An 18,199-nucleotide genomic window follows, 5' to 3' on the forward strand; every position below is an offset into this window, starting at 1 on the left:
CCATGCGCATTGTGGTTCTGGCAGGCGGCATCGGTGGTGCCCGGTTCCTGCGTGGTCTGAAGCGGGCCGTCCCGGACGCGGACATCACGGTCATCGGCAACACCGGGGACGACATCCACCTCTTCGGGCTGAAGGTCTGCCCGGACCTCGACACGGTGATGTACACGCTCGGCGGCGGCATCAACGAGGAGCAGGGCTGGGGTCGCGCCGACGAGACCTTCCACCTGAAGGAGGAGCTCGCGGCGTACGGCGTCGGGCCGGAGTGGTTCGGCCTCGGCGACCGGGACTTCGCCACGCACATCGTGCGGACCCAGATGATCGGCGCCGGGTACCCGCTGAGCGCGGTGACGGAGGCGCTGTGCGACCGCTGGAAGCCGGGCGTGCGGCTGATCCCCATGTCCGACGACCGCGTCGAGACCCATGTGGCCGTCGAGATCGACGGCGAGACCAAGGCGATCCACTTCCAGGAGTACTGGGTGCGGCTGCGCGCCTCGGTGCCCGCCCGGGCGGTCGTGCCGGTGGGCGCCGACCAGGCGAAGCCCGCGCCGGGCGTCCTGGAGGCCATCGCCGAGGCCGACGTGATCCTCTTCCCGCCGTCCAACCCGGTCGTCTCGATCGGCACCATCCTCGCCGTGCCCGGCATCCGGGAGGCGATCGCCGACGCCGGGGTGCCGGTCGTCGGCCTCTCCCCCATCGTCGGTGACGCGCCCGTGCGGGGCATGGCCGACAAGGTGCTCGCCGCCGTGGGCGTCGAGTCGACCGCGACGGCGGTGGCCGAGCACTACGGCTCGGGCCTGCTGGACGGCTGGCTCGTCGACTCGGTGGACGCCGGAGCGGTGGAGCGGGTCGAGGCGGCCGGGATCCGCTGCCGGGCCGTACCGCTGATGATGAGCGACACCGACGCGACCGCGCGCATGGCCCAGGAGGCACTGGCACTGGCCGAGGAGGTGCGGGGGGCGTGAGCGCCGAGGTCACCGACGAGGAGCGGGGCGCCGACGGGTACCGGGTGTGGGCCGTGGGCGGGATACCGGAGGTCACGGCCGGGGACGACCTGGCCAAGCTGATCGCGGCCGCCGAGCCCGGGCTGGCGGACGGGGACGTGCTGCTCGTCACCTCGAAGATCGTCTCCAAGGCCGAGGGCCGGATCGTCCGGGCCGCCGACCGGGAGGCCGCGATCGAAGCGGAGACCGTGCGGGTGGTGGCCCGCCGCGGCAGCCTGCGGATCGTCGAGAACCGGCAGGGACTGGTCATGGCCGCGGCCGGGGTCGACGCGTCCAACACCCCGTCCGGGACGGTGCTGTTGCTGCCGGAGGACCCGGACGCCTCCGCCCGCGCCATCCGCGACGGGCTGCGGGACGCCCTCGGCGTCGACGTCGGGGTCGTCGTGACCGACACGTTCGGGCGCCCCTGGCGCGCGGGGCTCACGGACGTCGCGATCGGCGCCGCCGGGGTGCGCGTGCTCGACGATCTGCGCGGTGGCACGGACGCGTACGGCAATCCGCTCAGCGCCACCGTCGTCGCCACCGCCGACGAACTGGCCGCCGCGGGCGACCTGGTCAAGGGCAAGGCCGCGGGGCTGCCCGTCGCCGTGGTGCGCGGGCTCGCCCACATGGTGGCGGAGGGCGACGACGGCGAGGGAGCGCGGGCCATGGTCCGCGGCGCACGCGACGACATGTTCCGCCTCGGCACCTCCGAGGCGGTCCGGCTGGCCGTGACCCAGCGGCGCACGGTCCGGGCCTTCACGGACGAACCCGTCGACACCGGTGCCGTACGGCGGGCCGTGGCCGCTGCCGTGACGGCGCCGGCGCCGCACCACACGACGCCGTGGCGGTTCGTGCTGCTGGAGTCGCGGGAGTCGCGGACGCGGCTGCTCGACGCCATGCGGGACGCGTGGGTCGCCGATCTGCGGCGGGACGGCAAGACGGAGGAATCCGTCGCCAAGCGGGTCCGGCGCGGGGACGTGCTGCGCAACGCGCCCTACCTCGTCGTCCCCTGCCTGGTCATGGACGGTTCGCACACGTACGGCGACATGCGGCGGGACGGTGCCGAGCGGGAGATGTTCGTGGTCGCCGCGGGTGCCGGCGTGCAGAACTTCCTGGTCGCGCTGGCCGGGGAGCGGCTGGGCTCGGCGTGGGTGTCGTCGACGATGTTCTGCCGGGACGTCGTGCGCGAGGTGCTGGGGCTGCCGGCGGACTGGGACCCGATGGGGGCGGTGGCGGTCGGGCATCCCGCGGAGGAACCGCGGCCGCGGCCCGAGCGGGACGCGGGGGCGTTCATCGAGGTGCGGTGACAGGTGCCGGGCGGCGCCTACGCTCGTAGGGCTGCTCCAACGGATCCCGGGGACTTCATTCATGGCAGGACGGTTCGCTCAGCGGCCCACGCTCCCTCACAGCCCGAGAGGCGTGGGAGGTACCCCCATGCCGGTGCGCGGTGGGCATGTCGCCGTGCCCCCGGGGATGCCACGGCAGGCGACGGGGCCGGGGCGGGTGCGCGAGTGGGTGCCGGACGGGCCGCTGGATCTCGGCCTGGTGCTCGGGCCGCTGCGGCGCGGGCCCGGGGATCCGACGTTCCGGGCGATGCCGGACGGGTCGGTGTGGCGGACCAGTCTCACTCCGGCCGGACCCGGGACGCTGAGGGTGTGCGCGTACGGCGGTGGGGTGCGCGGGCAGGCCTGGGGGCCGGGGGCCGAATGGCTGCTGGAGCGGTTGCCGGAGCTGCTCGGGGCCGCGGACGATCCGTCGGCGTTCGTGCCGCGGCACCGGCTGCTGGCGTCGGCCCGGCATCGGCGGCCGGGGTTGCGGCTGACGCGGAGCGGGCTGGTGCTGGAGTCGTTGATTCCGTCGATCCTGGAGCAGAAGGTCACGACCGACGAGGCGTATCGGGCGTGGCGGTTGCTGGTGCGCAAGTTCGGGGAGCCGGCGCCGGGGCCCGCGCCCGGGCGGATGTATGTGATGCCGGCGCCTCGGACGTGGGCGCTGATTCCGTCGTGGGAGTGGCACCGGGCCGGGGTCGACAACAAGCGGGCGTCGACGATTCTGCGTGCGGTGCGGGTTGCTGCGCGGCTGGAGCAGGCGGTGGGGATGGAGCCCGCGGCGGCTCGGGCGCGGCTGGAGGTGGTGCCGGGCATCGGGCCGTGGACCTCTGCGGAGACGGTGCAGCGCAGTCATGGTGCCGCGGACGAGGTGACGGTGGGGGATCTGCATCTGCCCGGGATCGTGGGGTGGGCGCTGGCCGGGGACCGGGATGCGGATGATGCGGTGATGCTGGAGCTGCTGGAGCCGTATGCGGGGCAGCGGCATCGGGCGGCTCGGCTCATTCTGCTGAGCGGGCGGGTGCCGGCGCGGAGGGCGCCGAAGATGCCTCGGTGGGACATCGGGCAGTTGTGAGCTCTGGGCTTGGGGTGCTCGGCGTTGGTGCGCACGCATGGTCGCGGTCGAGGTGCTGGGGGCGTGTGGGTGCGCAGCCCGGCGCGACGAGGTGCCACTGCGCCCGCCCTCCCTCAAGCGCTCGGCTTCGCTCGAACAGGGGGAGCCCCATCGCCCTAGCGGCACGCATGCCCGCAGCCAGCGGGCCGGGGCGCTGCAGCGAAGCGGGGCAGAGCCGAGCGGGACAGGGCGCCCGTGGCCGAGCAGGGGCAGGGCGCGCCCACGGCCGGGCGGGGCGGAGCGACCGCGCCGGAGCGGAACAGGGTGGGTCCCCGCAGCCGAGCAGGACAGGGCCCCCGCAGCCGAGCAGGGGCAGGGTCCCCGTGGCTGGGTGGCCCCGCCCCTGTGCGGTCTACTGGTCCGAGGAGAAGCGGACCGCTCCTGCCGGTATGCGGGCGTCGCACCATATGCGGGCGCCCTCCAGGAGTTCGTTGTCGGGGCCGATCACCGCGCCGTCGCCGATGACCGTGCCCGTGAGGACCGAGCGTTGGCCGACGCGGGCCCGGGTGCCGATCAGCGAGTCGGTGATGACCGCGCCCGGCTCGATGACCGCTCCCGGGAGGATCGTGCTGCCGAAGATCCGCGCGCCCTCCGCGACGAAGGCGCCCTCGCCCACGACCGTGCCGCCCGACAGCTTCGCGTCCGAGGCGACCTGAGCCGTGGGCAGGACCAGGCGGTCGCCGCAGCGGCCGGGGACGGCGGGCGACGGGGCCCGGCCGAGGACGAGGTCCGCCGAGCCCCGGACGAAGGCGGCCGGTGTGCCCAGGTCCAGCCAGTACGTCGAGTCGACCATTCCCTGGAGGTGCGCGCCGGCCGAGAGGAGACCGGGGAAGGTCTCCCGTTCCACCGACACCGGCCTGCCCAGCGGGATCGAGTCGATGACCGAGCGGCGGAAGACGTACGCCCCCGCGTTGATCTGGTCGGTGACGATCTCCTCGGGGGTCTGCGGCTTCTCCAGGAACGCCAGGACCCTGCCCGTGTCGTCCGTGGGGACCAGGCCGTAGGCGCGCGGGTCCGTGACCTTGGTGAGGTGCAGGGAGACGTCCGCGCCCGTCGTCTCGTGGGTGTCCACCAGGGCCCGGATGTCCAGGCCCGTCAGGATGTCGCCGTTGAAGATCAGGACCGGGTCGTCGGGACCGGAGTGCAGCCGGGAGGCCACGTTGCGGATCGCGCCGCCCGTGCCGAGCGGCTCCTCCTCCGTGACGTACTCGATGTGCAGCCCGAGCGCGGCGCCGTCACCGAAGTACGGCTCGAAGACCTCGGCCAGATAGGACGTGGCCAGGACTATGTGCTCGACGCCCGCCGCTCTCGCTCTCGCCAGCTGGTGCGTGAGGAAGGGCACCCCGGCCGCCGGGACCATGGGCTTGGGCGTGTGCACCGTGAGCGGGCGCAGCCGGGTGCCCTTGCCGCCGACCAGGAGGATCGCTTCTGTCACGTGTCGTCTCTGCTTCCTGCCGGGACCGGCCGAACTGTCTTTCGGCCGGTCAGTGTATGCAGACCGTTCCGTGGCGCCTTCGCTGGCCGTGCGGCATTCCCTTCCTGCCCCCGACGGCGGTGAACGTCTCCTCAGCGGCCCTGGTAGCGGGCCGCCTTGGAGCGGGCGGAGCCGAGCTTGCCGTAGAGCTTGCGTCCCGGGCACGCGGTCTTGAAGCCGTCCCGGTGCCCCGAGATCACGTTCAGTCGTACCTTCTTGCCCTTGCGGTAGAGATTGCCGCCAGCCGACTTCAGGTAGGTCTTTCCCTTCGGATTCACCCCGTACAGCCCCAGCTTCCACGCGGACAGCCGGGCGATGGCCTTGACCGCGGCTTTCGACGGCTTCGTCGTGCCGTACGACCCGAGGACGGCGATCCCCATGCTGTTGCTGTTGAAACCAAGCGTGTGGGCGCCGAGGACCGGTTTCGCCACGCCCCCGGCGCGGCCCTCGTAGATCTTTCCGCACTTGTCGATGAGGAAGTTGTAGCCGATGTCCCGCCAGCCCATGCTCTTGACGTGGTAGCGGTAGATACTGCGGACGAGTGAGGGGACCTGCGAACAGCGGTACTTGTTGCCGCTGGCCGTGTGGTGCACGAAGGCCGCCCGGACCTTCTTCGTGTACCGGAAGCCGCTCTCCCGCAATCCCTCGTTCGCGCCCCAGCCGCGCCGCGTGACGATCGCCGGGCGCGGGCCGACGTACGGCTTCGCCTGCTTCTGCTGCTGCTCCGTCAGCTCGCCGGCGTTGAGGGTGAGGAACTCCTGCCCGGTCTCCGCGCGGCTGAGCGCGGTGATCTCGGTGGCGCCGAGGGGGGCGAGTCCGGCGTTGGCGGCGGAGGCGTCGGTGAGAGCGGAGGCCCCGGAGTGCGGGCCGGAGGTGCGGGGGCCCTCCGGGGCGGTGCCGGAGGGCGGGGCCTGATCCTCGCCGGGGTCGATGAGTTCGAGGCGGAGGCCGGAGGGCAGCGGGGGCGCGGCGGCCAGGTTGCGGGCGTCCGAGGTGCTCCCGGCGGAGTTCGTCGCCGCACGGCCGGACTCGGAGCGGACCCTCAGTTCCACGCCGTCGGAGTCGCCCACCCACAGCGCGGCCGTGGCACCGCGGACGCGGCCCGAGGCTCTCTCGGGGGTGTCCGGGTCGGCGGCGTGTTCGCCGTTGTGGGTCTCCACGTCCTGCCAGCCCGACCAGGTGCCGGTGGCGGCGGCGCGGGTGCGGACCCGGACGCGGCCGTGCAGTTCGGCGTCGGGGTCGTCCCAGACGACGCCGAGGAGGGAGAAGTGGCGTACGGCACGGCGGGGCAGGCCCTGCTCGGTCGAGGGGGCGGAGGGGGTGACGCGGTCGGGGGTGAGAGGTTCGAGGGGGAGGGACTGGGTGCTGCCGTACGCCGCCGCCGGCGTGGCGGCTTCCGTGGCCGGCACCGGTCTCGCCGTCGCTGCGAGGGCGGGCGGGGTGAGGGGAAGGGCCAGAGCGGCCGCACAGGTGACACCGATCGAGGAAGCAAGGAATCCACGCATGCCCCTGATCTTGGACATAGTCATACAAGTCTGTCTATTTGGGATGTGACGGGCCGTCGGTCAGGTTCGGCCGAACCGGTGGCGGATTCGCTGCGGACGGTGGCCGGGCCGTTGGGTGGAGCGTCGTGCGCCGCGTACGCTTGCGCGGGTGAACGCCACCGATCGCACCCCCGCCGACCTGCTGGGTTCCGCGCTCGCCGCGGATCCGGGACGCCCCCTGGTGACCTTCTACGACGACGCCACGGGCGAACGGGTCGAACTGTCCGTGGCCACCTTCGCCAATTGGGTGGCCAAGACCGCGAACCTCCTCCAGGACGAGTTGTCCGTCGAGCCCGGGGACCGGGTGGCGCTGCTGTTGCCCGCGCACTGGCAGACGGCGGTGTGGCTGCTGGCATGCGCGTCGGTGGGGGTCGTCGCGGACATGTCCGGGGACGCCCGGGCCGCTGACGTGGTGGTGAGCGGACCGGACCGGCTGGAGGAGGCGCGGGCCTGCTCCGGGGCACGGATCGCGATGGCCCTGCGGCCGCTCGGAGGGCGGTTCCCGCAGGCTCCCGAGGGCTTCGTGGACTACGCGGTGGAAGTGCCGGGGCAGGGGGACCGGTTCGTGCCGTACGCACCCGTGGATCCGGAGGGGCCCGCGCTGATCGTGGCCGGGCGGGAGTTCAGCGGGGCCGAGGTGGTGGAGCGCGCCCGGGCCGAGGCGACCGCGCTGGGGCTGATCGGGCCCGGGTCGCGAATCCTGTCGGGGCTGCCGTACGACACGTGGGAAGGGCTGAACGCGGGGTTGTACGGGCCGTTGGCCACCGGGGGCTCCGTGGTGCTGTGCCGGCATCTGGAGCAGGCCGGGGACGGGGTGCTGGACAAGCGGGTGGAGAGCGAGCGGGTCACGACGATCGCCCGCGGCGCAGCGGACACCCCCTGACCGCGGCCCTCCCTCGTTCGGCTCATCCCCACCCGCCCCTCGCCCGCCATCCGCGCGATGGTCGTAGGAGCGGTGCGCGCGGGGCGTTCCCGCGTCAGGAGGGGTGGTTGCTGCCGTGGGCTACAGGGTCGGTCCGAGCGCGGGGGCGTCCGCCGGCGGGCCGGGGCCGGTCCGGCGGCGCCGACGGCGGTGGGTGCGGATCACGGCGTTCGGGGTCACGGCCCTCCTCGTGACGGCCGGCGGCGTCGGCTGGGCCGTCTACGCGAAGCTCAGCGGGAACATCACGCCCGACGAGGCGGCCGCCGCCGAGCTCGCGCGCTACGACAAGGAGCGGCCCACCGCGCTGGTCAAGGACGCGCGGAACATCCTGCTGATCGGGTCGGACTCGCGGGAGGGGACCGGCAACGCCCGTTACGGGCGGGACTCCGGCACCGAGCGGTCCGACACCACGATCCTGCTGCACCTGTCCGCGGGCCGGGACAGCGCCACCGCCGTCTCCCTCCCCCGGGACCTGATGGTGGACCTGCCGGGCTGCCGGCGCCCGGACGGGTCCCGCAGCGCGCCACGGTTCGCGATGTTCAACCAGGCCTTCCAGGTGGGCGGTTCGGCCTGCACCATCCGGACGGTCGAGAAACTGACCGACATCCGCGTCGACCACCACGTCGTCGTCGACTTCCACGGCTTCAAGGAGATGGTCGACGCGGTCGACGGCGTCGAGGTGTGCCTGCGGGAGCCGATCGACGACCGGGCCGCCAAGCTGCGGCTGCCCGCCGGGCGCGTGACACTCGACGGCGAGCAGGCCCTCGGCTACGTCCGCGCCCGCAAGTCCCTCGGCGACGGCAGCGACACCGAGCGGATGGAACGGCAGCAACGATTCCTCGGGGCGCTGGTCAACAAGGTGCGCAGCAATGACGTCCTGCTGAATCCGGTGAAGCTGTATCCCGTGCTGGACGCCGCCACGTCGTCCCTGACCACCGACCCGGATCTGGCGAGCTTGCGTGGTTTGTACGAACTCGTGCGCGGACTGCGCGACATCCCCATGGAACAAGTGCAATTCCTGACCGTCCCCCGGGAGTCGTATGCGTACGACGCCAATCGCGACCAACTCATGGAGCCCGCGGCGAAAAGGCTGTTCGAGCGGCTGCGTACGGACACACCGGTGGTCGTCGAGGGGAACGGCCCGCCTGGTCACGCCCCGCCCGGGGCCGCCGATTCGCGTGACGGGTCGTACGGGGATGCGTATCCGGACCCTCACCGCGAGAGGACCGTCACCGTTTCTCCTCCACCGACGTTTCGGGGGAACACGGCAGCCGAGGACACCTGTGAGTAAAGCGGGCACCAAGGCCCCTCCAAGGCATGGGACTCTTCACCCAGGAAATGGGCGAATTGCCCAGGTGTAGGGGCGTGGAATGGGTCACCGTCGTCGCTCGGCGCCGAAAGGGGCGGTTAGTGTGAGCGATCCGGTGCGCCCGGCTCTGAGGGACGGTCCCGAGGTCGCGCACTGTGTGACCGAGACCGAGCGCCTTGGAGGGGAAGGCGCCGCGTGCCCCGACGGAGGAATCAGGCAACCGTGGACGCGCAAGGCCGTGGGCGGGCGGACGACATCGACCCCGCAGACCAGTGGGTGCTCAATCCGAACACCGGCGAATACGAACTGCGACTGGGTTCTTCCGCACCGCAGCCGGGCGTCCCCGGGCCTCGCAGGCCACGGCCCTCCGAGGCGGGCCCGCGGGCGCGCGGCCGTACGGAGGCGCCCGGCCGTACGGAGGCGCCCGGCCGGTCGCGGCCCGAGGCGCCCGGGCGTGCGGTGCCGCCGCCGCGCAGGCGGCGCGGGGCGCCGGAGGAGCCGCTGGCGGGGCGGCGCGGTCGGCGCCCGGCGAAGAAGGCCTCCAAGGGCAGGAAGGTCCTGCTGTGGACCGGCGGCACGATGGCGTTCGCGCTGGTCGCCGGTGCGGGCGCCGCGTACTTCTACATCGAGCACCTGAACGGCAACATCGCGTCGGTCTCCGACGACGGCGCGAGCACCGGTGGCTTCCAGAAGGACAGGGCGATCAACATCCTGCTGATCGGCACCGACAAGCGCACCGGCAAGGGCAACGACAAGTACGGCGACGCGGGCAGTGTCGGGCACGCCGACACCACGATCCTGCTGCACGTCTCCAAGGACCGTTCGAACGCGACCGCGCTGAGCATCCCGCGTGACCTGATCGTCGACGTGCCGGACTGCCCGACGACGCAGGAGGACGGCACGCAGAAGATCATCCCCGGCACGCGGCAGGTCCGCTTCAACACGAGCCTCGGCCAGGACGGCCGTACGCCCAGCTGCACGATGCGGACCGTGACCGAGCTGACCGGGGTCAAGCCGGACAACTTCATGGTCGCGGACTTCAACGCGGTCAAGACGCTGACCAGCGCGGTCGGCGGGGTCGAGGTCTGCGTGGGCAAGGACCTCGACGACCCGGACTCGCACCTCAAGCTGTCCAAGGGCACGCACACCATCGAGGGCGAGCAGGCGCTGGCGTTCGTGCGCACCCGGCACGCCGTCGGTTTCGGCGGGGACCTGAGCCGGATCGGGCTTCAGCAGCAGTTCCTGAGCGCGCTGATGCGCAAGCTGAAGTCCAACGACACCCTCACCAGCCCGTCGAAGATGCTCGACCTGGCCGAGGCGGGCACCAAGGCGCTGACCGTCGACTCGCAGCTGGACAGCATCGGCAAGCTGAAGGACCTCGGTCTGGAGCTGGGCAAGCTCAACACCAAGAACCTGACGTTCACCACCATCCCGGTGATCGACAACCCGGCGGAGAAGGTCAAGGCCACCGTCGTGCTCAACGAGTCGACGGCCCCGCAGGTCTTCGACATGATCAGGAACGATGTCTCCTTCACCGCCGTCAAGGAGCGGAAGAAGAAGGAGGCCGCCGCGGTCGCCGCCCGGCTCGAGGGCACCAAGGCCCCGGCCTCCGACGTGCGGGTGCGGATCCTCAACGGCGGTGCCGTCGCCGGCAGCGCCCAGGAGACGCTCAGCTGGCTGCAGAACGAGGAGGGCGTGACCAAGTCCGAGAACGCCGGCAACGCGCCCGCCTCACTGGCGAAGACCACCCTCGAGTACGCGCCCGACCAGGCCGGCGAGGCCCGCCGCCTCGCGGACATCATGGGTCTGTCCGGGGCCGCGCTGAAGCCGGGCGAGAGCGTGACCAACTCCCAGGGGCTGCCCGCGATGACGCTGACCCTCGGCAAGGACTTCAAGGGAGCGGGGGTCTCCCTCACCACGCCCACAAAGGCACCGGAGGGGGTGCAGAAGTCCACCGCCGACAAGGTGGAGTGCGCCAAGTGACGGGGAATTCCTTGGCGTTCACGGAACTTCCTTCAAACAAATGGGCGGGATTGCCCAGTTGTGAGAACGTGGAATTTGTCACCCACGTCGCTTGACGCCGAAGTGTGCGGATAGTGTGTGCGATCCAGTGCTCTCACCCATGAGGTCCGTCCTGGGGGCGTGCACTGCTTGACCAGCACCGTGCGCCTTCCGGGGGAGGGCGCCGCGTGGCCCGACGGAGGAATCAGGCAACCGTGGACGCGCAAGGCCGTGGGCGGGCGGACGACATCGACCCCGCAGACCAGTGGGTACTCAACCCGGACACCGGCGAATACGAACTGCGACTGGCCCCTTCCGCAGCGCAGTCGTCCGTTCCCGGGCCTCGTGGTTCCGGTGGCCGTGGCCGGACCGGAACGGACGGCGCGGCACGGGCCCGCCAGTCCGCCCCCACCCGGCGTTCCGGGGCGGCGGCACCCGGCGGTGAGGCCGCCTCCCCGCGCAGACGCACCAACGCCCCGGCCGAGCCGGCCGCCGGGCGGCGCGGACGCCGTCCGGTGCAGAAGAAGGCGAAGGGCAAGAAGGTCCTGATGTGGACCGGCGGCTCCCTTGCCTTCGTGCTCGTCGGGACGAGCGCGGCCGCGTACCTCTACTACGAGCACCTCAACGGCAACATCACGTCCGTCTCCGACGACGGCGCCGGCACCGGCGGGTTCAGCAAGGACCGGGCGATCAACATCCTGCTGGTCGGCACCGACAAGCGCACCGGCAAGGGCAACGAGGGCTACGGCGACAAGGACAGCGCCGGGCACGCCGACACCACGCTGGTGCTGCACGTCTCCAAGGACCGTACGAACGCCACCGTGCTGAGCATCCCGCGCGACCTGATCACCGACATCCCCGACTGCCCGACCACGCAGGAGGACGGCTCGGAGAAGGTCATCCCGGGCAAGCAGCGCACCCGCTTCAACAACAGCCTGGGGCAGGAGGACCGGACGCCGAGCTGCACCATGCGTACGATCACCGAGCTCACCGGGCTGAAGATGGACCACTTCATGGTGGCCGACTTCAACGCGGTCAAGACGCTGACCAGCGCGGTGGGCGGAGTCGACGTCTGTCTGGCCAAGGACATCAAGGACCCCGACTCCAAGCTCGACCTGCCCAAGGGCGAGCACACCATCGAGGGCGAGGAGGCGCTGGCCTTCGTGCGCACGCGGCACTCCGTGGGCTTCGGCGGTGACCTCAGCCGGATCGAGCTGCAACAGCAGTTCCTGGGCTCGATGCTGCGCAAGCTGAAGTCCAACGACACCCTCACCAACCCCGCGAAGATGATCAAGCTGGCGGAAGCGGGCACCAAGGCCCTGACCGTCGACTCGCAGATCAGCACGATCAAGAAGCTGGCCGATCTCGGGGCGGAACTGGGCAAGTTCGACGCCAAGAACCTCACCTTCGCCACCGTGCCCGTCGTCGACAACCCCGCGGAGAAGGTCAAGGCCACGGTGGTCCTGAAGGAGCCGCAGGCCCAGCAGCTGTTCGCGATGGTCCGGGACGACGTGTCGCTGACCGACGTGAAGCAGCAGAAGAAGAAGGAGAAGGCCGAAGAGGCCGCACGGCTGAAGGGCACCAAGGCCCCGGCCTCCGAGGTCCGGGTACGGATCCTCAACGGCGGTGCCGTCGCCGGCAGCGCCCAGGAGACGCTCAGCTGGCTCCAGGTCCAGGAGGGTGTGACCAAGTCCGAGAACGCGGGCAACGCGGAGCAGCCGCTGGCGAAGACCACGCTCGAGTACGGGCCCGACCAGGCGGACCAGGCACGCCGGCTCGCCGAGATCATGGGTCTGTCCGGGGCCGCGCTGAAGCCGGGCGAGAGCGTCACCAACTCCCAGGGGGTGCCCGCGATGACGCTGACCCTGGGCAAGGACTTCGAGGGGGCGGGCGTGCCCCTGACGACTCCGGCGAAGGTGCCGGACGACGTGCAGAAGGCCACGGCCGACAAGGTCGAGTGCGCGAAGTGACCTGACCGTCCCTTCCTGCGTCTATCAGGTGGACGGAACATGCCCGGACGAATCGACCGGGTGTACATCCGACCGGGCATGTCAGTGGTCCAACCAGGGAGCGGGGACGACCGTGCTCCGGCGGAGCACCGGGGAAACCCGTGGTCCGGACGGACACGGGTCGCCCGTGATCCGAACACGACGCGGGGCGGACCCGTGGGTCGGCCGTAGGGGTGGGGAGGCAGGGGTATGGCGCAGAGCGACGTGCGCGGAGGCGGCACCCGGCGCGAGTCGGGCGGCCTGGCCCAGGACGAGCGTCCGGGGACGGCGGCGTCCGCCGCGGGCGGGGGTGAGGGGGGCAGAGGCGGCCACGGCCGACGGCGTGGCCGGCGGCGCGGCGGCGGCCGCCGGATACTGCGCTGGTCCGCGATCGTGCTGTCGCTGCTGATACTCGGGACGGCCGGCGCCGGATACCTCTACTACCGCCATCTCAACGGCAACATCGACAAGGGCAAACGCAACAGCGGCGACTCCGACGTCAAGAAGACCGGGCCCAACGCGGCCGGCCAGACCCCGCTCAACATCCTGCTGATCGGTTCCGACAGCCGGAACTCGGCGGAGAACGTCAAGCTCGGCGGCAGCAAGGACAACGTCGGCAGCAAGCCCTTGGCGGACGTGCAGATGCTCCTGCACGTCTCGGCGGACCGCGAGAGCGCGTCCGTGGTGAGCATCCCGCGGGACACCCGGGTGGACATCCCGAAGTGCGTCGACCCCGACACCGGGGAGACCTACCCGGCCAAGAACACGATCATCAACGAGACGCTCCAGCGCGGCGGTCCGGGCTGCACCCTCGCCACCTGGCAGAACCTGACCGGCGTGTACATCGACCACTGGATGATGGTCGACTTCGCCGGGGTGGTGGACATGGCGGACGCCATCGGCGGCGTCCCGGTCTGCGTCAACCAGAACGTGTGGGACCGGCCGCTGCCCCGGCAGCGCGGCGGCTCCGGACTGAAGCTGAAGGCCGGCACGCACAAGGTGCAGGGCAAGCAGGCGCTGCAGTGGCTGCGCACGCGCCACGCCTGGGGCAGCGACCCGCTGCGCGCCAAGGCGCAGCACATGTACATGAACGCGATGATCCGGACGCTGAAGCAGCAGAACGTCTTCACCGACACCGGCCGTCTGATGGGCCTGGCCGAGTCGGGCACGAAGGCGCTGAAGGTGTCCGAGGAGATCGGCACGGTCAAGGAACTGTACGACCTGGGCATGCAGCTGAAGTCGGTCCCGACGAACCGCATCACGATGACGACGATGCCGTGGATCGAGGACCCCTTGGACCGCAACCACCTCGTGCCCAAGCCCGAGGACGCCGACAAGATGTGGGCGATGCTCCGCGACGACGTCTCCTTCGACAAGGCCGGGAAGGCGCGCGCGGCCGGGGCCTCGGGCCCGTCCCCGGCGTCGGTGAAGGCCACGGGGCCCGCCGCCGCGCCGGCCGCGGGGCTGTCGGTCTCCGTCGTCAACGGGACGGCGAGCGATGAGCTGGCCGCCGTTCCGCAGCGGGCCGCCGCGATCGTGGCGGCGCTTCAGCAGGAGGGCTTCACGCAGGCCGTCGCCTCCGGCCGGCAGGATCCGCATGCCCGGACCCAGGTGACGTACCCGAAGAGCACGGGGGAGCAGGGCCGGGCCAACGCGCTGTCGGTGGCGAAGGCGGTCGGCATCCCGAGCAGCCAGGTGCGGGCCACGGACGACGTCACCACCACGCTGACCATCGGCAGCGACTGGCGGGAGGGCACGACCTACCCGAAGCAGAAGGCTCCCGAGGCGGGCGACCTGCCCGACTCCGCGGACGCGCTGACCGCCGACAAGCAGGAGTGCATGGACGTGTACAAGCCCTACCAGTGGTGAGCACGGGCACGGCATGAGAGCGGGGCCCGCCGTCCGGGAGGACGGCGGGCCCCGTTTCGTATCCGGTGGCGGGTCAGCGGCGCAGCGCCTCGGCCGGCTGGATGCGGCTGGCGCGCCAGGCCGGGTAGAGCCCGGCGAGCACGCCGGTGGCCAGGCCGACCAGGGGGGCGGTGACGACCGTCGCGGGATGGATGACGGGCGTCCACTCGCGGTGGACGGCCATGACGACGACGGTCACCGTGCCGAGGCTCGTGCCGACCAGGCCGCCGAGTGCGCCGAGCGCGCCCGATTCGGCGAGGAACTGGACCGTGATGTGCCGCCCGCGGGCGCCGAGCGCGCGGCGCAGGCCGATCTCCCCGGTGCGCTCCAGCACGGCGACGAGCGTGGTGTTGGCGATGCCGACCGCCCCGATGACCAGGCAGATCCCGGCCAGCAGCATGAAGAGCTGGTTCAGGTCGGACGTGACGCTGCCGCGCAGGGTCTTCGGGTCGGGCGGCGGTACGACCTTGAAGTGGTCGGGGTGGGCCGGGTCGAGGGCGAGTGCCGCCTCGGAGGCGATCTGCCGGGCGGCACCGAGGTCGGTGGAGATGAGCATCTTGGCCCGCTCGCCGCTCTGCGGTCCGCCCCAGATCTTTTCGGCGGTGGTCCGCGGCACCACGACCGACAGCAGCAGGTCGGCCTTGCGCTGCACGTCGTCGACGATGCCGATGACGGTGAAGGCCCGGTCGCCGACGAAGACGGCCGGGGCGGTCTCCAGGGTGGAGATGCCCAGCCGGGAGGCGAGGCCCGCGCCGATCACGGCGACGTTCTCCCCGTGCCGGTCGTGGTAGGCGTCGAAGGTCCGGCCCTGCGCCAGGCTCGGCTCGGCCGCCGCGAGGACCCCGGGCGAAGCGGCGACGACCTGGGCCTCCTCCCCCGTCGCGCCGGCCGACGCGGGCGCGGCGCCGACGGTGGTGCCCGGCCCGAGCCGGACGGGCCAGTACACCCCGGCCTCGCGGACGCCGCCCAGCGCCTCGATGCGGCGGTCCGCGTCCGCCGGGAAGGCGTTGGCGAGGAACTCGGGCTGGTCACCGCCGGTGTCCTCGACGGTCACCTCGGTGGCGGTCAGTTCGTTGAAGCGGGAGTCGATCTGCGAGGACGTGGTCGCCGTCAGCCCGAGGACCGCGACGAACGTGCCGACGCCGAGCACCGTGCCGAGCGCCGTCAGGGCGGAGCGGGCCGGCCGCTGGAGGATGCCGGCGACGGACTCCGCCACCAGGTCCCGCGGGCTGAACCGGGAGCGCTCACCCCCGGGTGAGCGCCGCGCGGCCTTCCCGAGGCCCGGCACCCGGAGCTTTGCGAGGTTCGGCATCAGACTCCCACCTGCTCCGTCAGCACCCCGTCCCGGATGGCGACGGTCCGCCGGCCGCGCGCGGCGACGTCCGGGGCGTGCGTGATCACGACGAGGGTGATGCCGTCCGCGTGCAGTTCGTCGAGGAGGGCGAGGACCGACTCCGCCGTCTGCGTGTCGAGGTTGCCCGTCGGTTCGTCGCACAGCAGCAGCGACGGCCGGGCGACCAGGGCCCGGGCGATGGCGACGCGCTGGCGCTCGCCGCCGGACAGCCGGGTGGGCAGGGCGTCGGTGCGGTGGCCGAGGCCCACCCGGTGCAGGGCCTCGCGGGCGCGTTCCCTGCGCCCGCGGCGGGCGCCGCCGTTGTAGACCATGGCCAGTTCGACGTTCTCCAGCGCGGAGCGGTGCGGCAGCAGGTGGAAGCTCTGGAACACGAACCCGATGCGCCGCCCGCGCAGTCCGGTGCGCTCGGCGTCGGCGAGGGGCCCGGTGTCGATGCCGTCGAGGAGGTACCGGCCCTCGGTGGGGGCGTCCAGCAGCCCCGCGATGTTGAGGAACGTCGACTTGCCGGATCCGGACGGGCCCACGACCGTGACGTAGTCGCCCTGCTGCACGGTCAGGTCGCAGGCTTTGAGAGCCGGTACGGGCGGGGGCCCGGGGTACGTCAGCCCCACTCCGCGGAACTCGATGACCGGCGGCGCGCCGGCCGTGCTCACTTGGCGGTCCCGTCGCCCGCCGCGGGCCGGACACCCACGACGACCTTGTCGCCGGCCGCGAGCCGGGCGCCGCCCACCGGGGTCACCGCGGTGTAGCCGTCGCCGGAGGTGCCGGGCCGTACCTCGACCCGCCGCCGCTCGCCGGAGGCGTCCAGCACGGTGACGGTGGTGCGCGCGTCGGCGCCGGCGGACAGTGCGGAGACCGGGACGACGAGCACCTTGCCGTCGGAGGAGCCGGCCTCGACGGTGAGCCGTACGTCCTGGCCGGCCAGGCGGGCCGGCAGGGCGGCGTCGGGCTTGACGGTGATCGCGTAGCCCTGTCCGGCGGGTGCCGCGGCGGCCGCGGTGCCGTCGCCGTCCGCCTCGGGGACGGTGGGTGTGTCGGCGACCGTGCCGACGGTGCCGGTGAGTTCCTGGCCGTAGACCTCGGAGAGCACCTTGACCTTCTGGCCGGGGCGGACGAGGTCCTTCTCCTGGGCGCCGAGGAAGCCGGTGACGACGAGCCGGCCGGCGGAGACGGTGGCGAGCTTCTCGCCGGCGGCCGTGCCGACCTTGGCGGTCATGCTGTCGACGCGGGCCGGGAAGCCGGAGAGGAAGACGACCTCGGAGGCGGGCACCATCGGGCCCGACACGGCCTCGGCCTCGGCCAGTGCGGCCTTCGCCTCGGTGAGGTCCTCGCGGGCGTAGCGGATCTCGTCGGCGTCGGCCTTGTCGCCGAGCAGTCCGTCGAGGGCGCGCTGGGCGCTCTTCACCTCGTCGCGGGCCCCTTCCAGCGGGTCGGCGCCGTCCTTGCCGCCGCCGGCGGTGACGGGTTCGTAGCCGATGGCGGCGTACAGCGCGGCGACGGCCTGCTTGGTGCCGGGGCCGTAGGTGCCGGGGGCGTCGGCGCCGGTGCCGTGGCCGAGATCGCGCAGCGCCTTCTGCAGCTGGCGTACGTCGTCGCCGCGGGAGCCGGGCTTGAGGTCGCGGTAGACGGGGAGTTCGCCGCGCAGGGCGAAGACCGGGCGGCCGGAGACCTCGACGAGTACGCGGCCGCCGCGGAAGGTCTGGCCGGAGCGCACCATGACCTTGGTGACGACGGGCCGGGCGACGTCCTCGGCGGCGGTGCCTGCGGGGGCGATGTCCACCGTCTGGGAGGCGGAGACCGTGCCCCGGGTGACGACCGTGTCGGCGAGGACGCGGTGCTCGACGGGCGCGGTGAGGACGTCGGGGGCGGGTGGCCGGGCCTCGGCCGCGGCCTGCGCCGGCGACTTGACGTAGGCCGACGTCCACAGTGCGGCACCGACGAGCACGACCGATCCCACGGCCAGCGCGGTCAGCGACCGCCTGCGCCGGGTCAGGCCGGAGCTCTCCCCCTGCTTCGACAACTGACACTCCCCCAGCAGCGGACGATGTGCGCCGGATCGGCGTCTTCACACCGCCTGGCCTGCACCTTCACATCGTCATGGTCACGCCGAGATGACCATTTCCTGTCGGTAAAAGTCAAGTTAGTTGTTCCCAAAGTCACTTGACGACCGATTATTTACGGCCATGGTGATCGTTTTTGAGTCACATGCGTCACCCGCCTTGCACTTCGGTGCACACCTCATGCAAGGATCCTGCGCCGTTGGTCACACAACCC

General features: G+C 72.2%; 13 protein-coding genes. 8 read left to right on the plus strand and 5 right to left on the minus strand.

Features of this window, described 5'->3' with window-relative positions; all coding sequences use genetic code 11:
- The first annotated feature begins 2 nt into the window (after window positions 1-2).
- From cofD to ACIRDU_RS20115, 3 genes are all read left to right on the plus strand, one after another.
- Entirely contained in the window at window positions 3-962 is a 960-nt protein-coding gene (cofD, locus tag ACIRDU_RS20105; RefSeq protein ID WP_403581287.1) for a 2-phospho-L-lactate transferase, read from the plus strand.
- Complete coding sequence (locus ACIRDU_RS20110) at window positions 959-2,290, plus strand: coenzyme F420-0:L-glutamate ligase (protein ID WP_403581289.1); 1,332 nt, start codon at window positions 959-961, stop codon at window positions 2,288-2,290. Before cofD ends, ACIRDU_RS20110 begins: the two co-directional genes overlap by 4 nt.
- Window positions 2,291-2,351: 61 nt before the next feature.
- On the plus strand, window positions 2,352-3,386 hold the full coding sequence (locus ACIRDU_RS20115; protein WP_403581291.1) for a DNA-3-methyladenine glycosylase family protein: 1,035 nt from the start codon (window positions 2,352-2,354) through the stop codon (window positions 3,384-3,386).
- Between the two features lie 391 nt (window positions 3,387-3,777).
- On the opposite strand, the gene ACIRDU_RS20120 is transcribed toward ACIRDU_RS20115, so the two are convergent.
- Both ACIRDU_RS20120 and ACIRDU_RS20125 read right to left on the minus strand, forming a co-directional pair.
- Window positions 3,778-4,860, minus strand: a complete 1,083-nt coding sequence (locus tag ACIRDU_RS20120; RefSeq protein WP_403581292.1) for a sugar phosphate nucleotidyltransferase — start codon at window positions 4,858-4,860, stop codon at window positions 3,778-3,780.
- Window positions 4,861-4,991: 131 nt separating this feature from the next.
- Complete coding sequence (locus tag ACIRDU_RS20125) at window positions 4,992-6,404, minus strand: N-acetylmuramoyl-L-alanine amidase (RefSeq protein WP_403581294.1); 1,413 nt, start codon at window positions 6,402-6,404, stop codon at window positions 4,992-4,994.
- 148 nt (window positions 6,405-6,552) lie between these two features.
- Between ACIRDU_RS20125 and ACIRDU_RS20130 the strand changes: the two genes are divergently transcribed.
- The 5 genes from ACIRDU_RS20130 (at window position 6,553) to ACIRDU_RS20150 (ending at window position 14,532) form a co-directional block, all read left to right on the plus strand.
- The gene (locus tag ACIRDU_RS20130) at window positions 6,553-7,326 is read left to right on the plus strand and encodes a TIGR03089 family protein (protein WP_403581295.1); all 774 of its coding nucleotides are present in this window, start codon (window positions 6,553-6,555) and stop codon (window positions 7,324-7,326) included.
- 115 nt (window positions 7,327-7,441) lie between these two features.
- Window positions 7,442-8,656 carry an LCP family protein gene (locus ACIRDU_RS20135; protein WP_403581296.1) on the plus strand — a complete coding sequence of 405 codons (1,215 nt, stop codon included), beginning with the start codon at window positions 7,442-7,444 and terminating at the stop codon, window positions 8,654-8,656.
- A 240-nt stretch (window positions 8,657-8,896) separates the two neighbouring features.
- Entirely contained in the window at window positions 8,897-10,657 is a 1,761-nt protein-coding gene (locus ACIRDU_RS20140) for an LCP family protein (protein ID WP_403581298.1), read from the plus strand.
- Window positions 10,658-10,890: 233 nt separating this feature from the next.
- Window positions 10,891-12,645: an LCP family protein gene (locus ACIRDU_RS20145; protein ID WP_403581299.1), complete on the plus strand. Its 1,755-nt coding sequence runs from the start codon at window positions 10,891-10,893 to the stop codon at window positions 12,643-12,645.
- A gap of 228 nt (window positions 12,646-12,873) precedes the next feature.
- Window positions 12,874-14,532 carry an LCP family protein gene (locus ACIRDU_RS20150; protein WP_403581300.1) on the plus strand — a complete coding sequence of 553 codons (1,659 nt, stop codon included), beginning with the start codon at window positions 12,874-12,876 and terminating at the stop codon, window positions 14,530-14,532.
- A gap of 73 nt (window positions 14,533-14,605) precedes the next feature.
- Here ACIRDU_RS20150 and ACIRDU_RS20155 read toward each other — a convergent pair whose 3' ends face one another.
- From ACIRDU_RS20155 to ACIRDU_RS20165, 3 genes are read right to left on the minus strand one after another with little or no spacing between them, the layout of a single operon-like run.
- The gene (locus ACIRDU_RS20155) at window positions 14,606-15,883 is read right to left on the minus strand and encodes an ABC transporter permease (protein WP_403581302.1); all 1,278 of its coding nucleotides are present in this window, start codon (window positions 15,881-15,883) and stop codon (window positions 14,606-14,608) included.
- On the minus strand, window positions 15,883-16,578 hold the full coding sequence (locus tag ACIRDU_RS20160) for an ABC transporter ATP-binding protein (protein ID WP_403581304.1): 696 nt from the start codon (window positions 16,576-16,578) through the stop codon (window positions 15,883-15,885). Before ACIRDU_RS20160 ends, ACIRDU_RS20155 begins: the two co-directional genes overlap by 1 nt.
- Entirely contained in the window at window positions 16,575-17,945 is a 1,371-nt protein-coding gene (locus tag ACIRDU_RS20165; RefSeq protein ID WP_403581305.1) for a peptidoglycan-binding protein, read from the minus strand. Before ACIRDU_RS20165 ends, ACIRDU_RS20160 begins: the two co-directional genes overlap by 4 nt.
- Window positions 17,946-18,199 lie beyond the last annotated feature (254 nt).

It is taken from the genome of Streptomyces sp. NPDC093598 (assembly GCF_044764825.1).
Lineage (GTDB): Bacteria > Actinomycetota > Actinomycetes > Streptomycetales > Streptomycetaceae > Streptomyces.

Coding starts and splice junctions, on each gene's coding strand:
- cofD (WP_403581287.1), top strand. CDS start 3: ATGCGCATTGTGGTTCTGGCAGGCGGCATCGGTGGTGCCCGGTTCCTG.
- ACIRDU_RS20155 (WP_403581302.1), bottom strand. CDS start 15,883: ATGCCGAACCTCGCAAAGCTCCGGGTGCCGGGCCTCGGGAAGGCCGCG.
- ACIRDU_RS20150 (WP_403581300.1), top strand. CDS start 12,874: ATGGCGCAGAGCGACGTGCGCGGAGGCGGCACCCGGCGCGAGTCGGGC.
- ACIRDU_RS20125 (WP_403581294.1), bottom strand. CDS start 6,404: ATGCGTGGATTCCTTGCTTCCTCGATCGGTGTCACCTGTGCGGCCGCT.
- ACIRDU_RS20115 (WP_403581291.1), top strand. CDS start 2,352: ATGGCAGGACGGTTCGCTCAGCGGCCCACGCTCCCTCACAGCCCGAGA.